Raw genomic sequence first — 1479 nt, forward strand, 5'->3', positions numbered from 1 at the left:
CCTTTTCCCGGCAGATGAGCCTGCGACAGGTAGGCGGCGGCCCGGCGCAGGACCTCGTTCTCCTGCTCCAGCAGCTTGATCCGCCGACGTGCTTCGCGTAGTTCCGCGCTCTCCTGGCTGGTCGTTCCGGGCTTGGTCCCGTTGTCGACGTCCGCGCGGCGCATCCATTTCCACAGCGTCATCGCGTGGACTCCGAAGTCGGCGGCCACCTGCTCGACCGTCACGCCCGGGCCGCGGTTTCTCGCGACCCGCACGACATCCTGACGGAACTCTTCCGGATAAGGCTTGGGCACAGCGACATCCTTCCCACCCGCCCCACAGGGCAAGCCAGTTCAGATGTCACCCGATCGTGCGGCAGACCCTTGGGAGGCACCCAGATCCATGGTCGAGTGATGTTCACGAGTGTTGAAGTCACTGCGGGCCTTGCCACGGGACCATCGAGGTGCTCCTGGTGAAAGGCCTTCCTGAACAGGCAGGTCCACGGGCGACGGCCCACCCGCTCGGCGGACTGCTTGGCGCTGTCGGGCATGCTCACCCGCCTACGTTCGCCGCGTACCAGCGTCCGCATGATCCCCGCCCCCGTCAGCACAGCCGTGACGTGCAGCGCCACGGCGACCGCGATATTCTCCGGGTAGCTGACGTCGCTCGGATGCGCCAGCGCCACGTACACCGTGGCCGGCAGCCTCCAGCCGCTCCACGCGAACATCGAGCCCGATCCCAGCCACGCCAACGCGAGCAGGAGCGGATACGGCAACCGGGCCGACCGGCGCCGGACGAGAGCCAGTACGGCGGCGGAGCCGACGAGAGCCCAGCCCGCGCTGACCCCGACCAGCACATGCCAACTGGCCGGCCGCTCATCGCGGTGCGCGATGCCCAGGGGGCCACCGGCCGCCCGGTAGAGCCAGACCAGGCCGGTCGCGGCACCGGTCACAGCGGGCCACACCGCTCCTGAGGAGGTGCGGGTGCGGGGCCGCTCCGGCTGGCGCAGCGCGTGGGGCCAACGCCGCCACAGATAGGCGGGAAGTGCGATGGCCAGCGCGATCCCGGTTCCGACGAAGCTGCACTGGAGCAGCACCGCTTCCCAGCCCGGCATCGCCGCGTCACTCCCGCACGGCTGGAGAGCGCCTACGACAGCGTGCTCACTCGCGGCCCGCTGAGCGGCGAACGTTGAACTCCTTCGCCAGGAAATCAGGCAGATCGACGAGCTCACCAGCAAGTGCGAGGCGGATTTCGGCTCACTGACCGCCGAGGAGAGAGCGACGGTGGAAGCGTGGCTCCACACCAAGGACCGGTTCCTCGCCGTTATCCCCGTGGCCGCGGTCCTCGCCGGGCGGCACCACGTTGACCAACCGACTGTCGATCCAATTCTGCTGGATGGAAATGCAAATTGATGAGCATGGGCAGCGTCTCCGAGGTCGAAGTCTCCGCAGACATTAAGCCCGCTCGTACGGCCGTTCTCGATGCCGGACGGGCGGCGGC

At 68.4% G+C, this 1479-nt stretch carries 2 protein-coding genes; both read right to left on the reverse strand.

Annotation, left to right across the window (positions count from 1 at the left end; genetic code table 11):
- On the reverse strand, positions 1-224 hold a 224-nt coding region (locus ACWEBX_RS40585), incomplete at its 3' end, for a transposase (protein ID WP_451889702.1).
- The gene (locus ACWEBX_RS40590; RefSeq protein ID WP_451889703.1) at positions 221-1285 is read right to left on the reverse strand and encodes a hypothetical protein; all 1065 of its coding nucleotides are present in this window, start codon (positions 1283-1285) and stop codon (positions 221-223) included. The genes ACWEBX_RS40590 and ACWEBX_RS40585, both read right to left, overlap by 4 nt.
- Positions 1286-1479: the final 194 nt, after the last annotated feature.

The sequence above is a fragment of the Streptomyces sp. NPDC005070 genome (assembly GCF_053600395.1).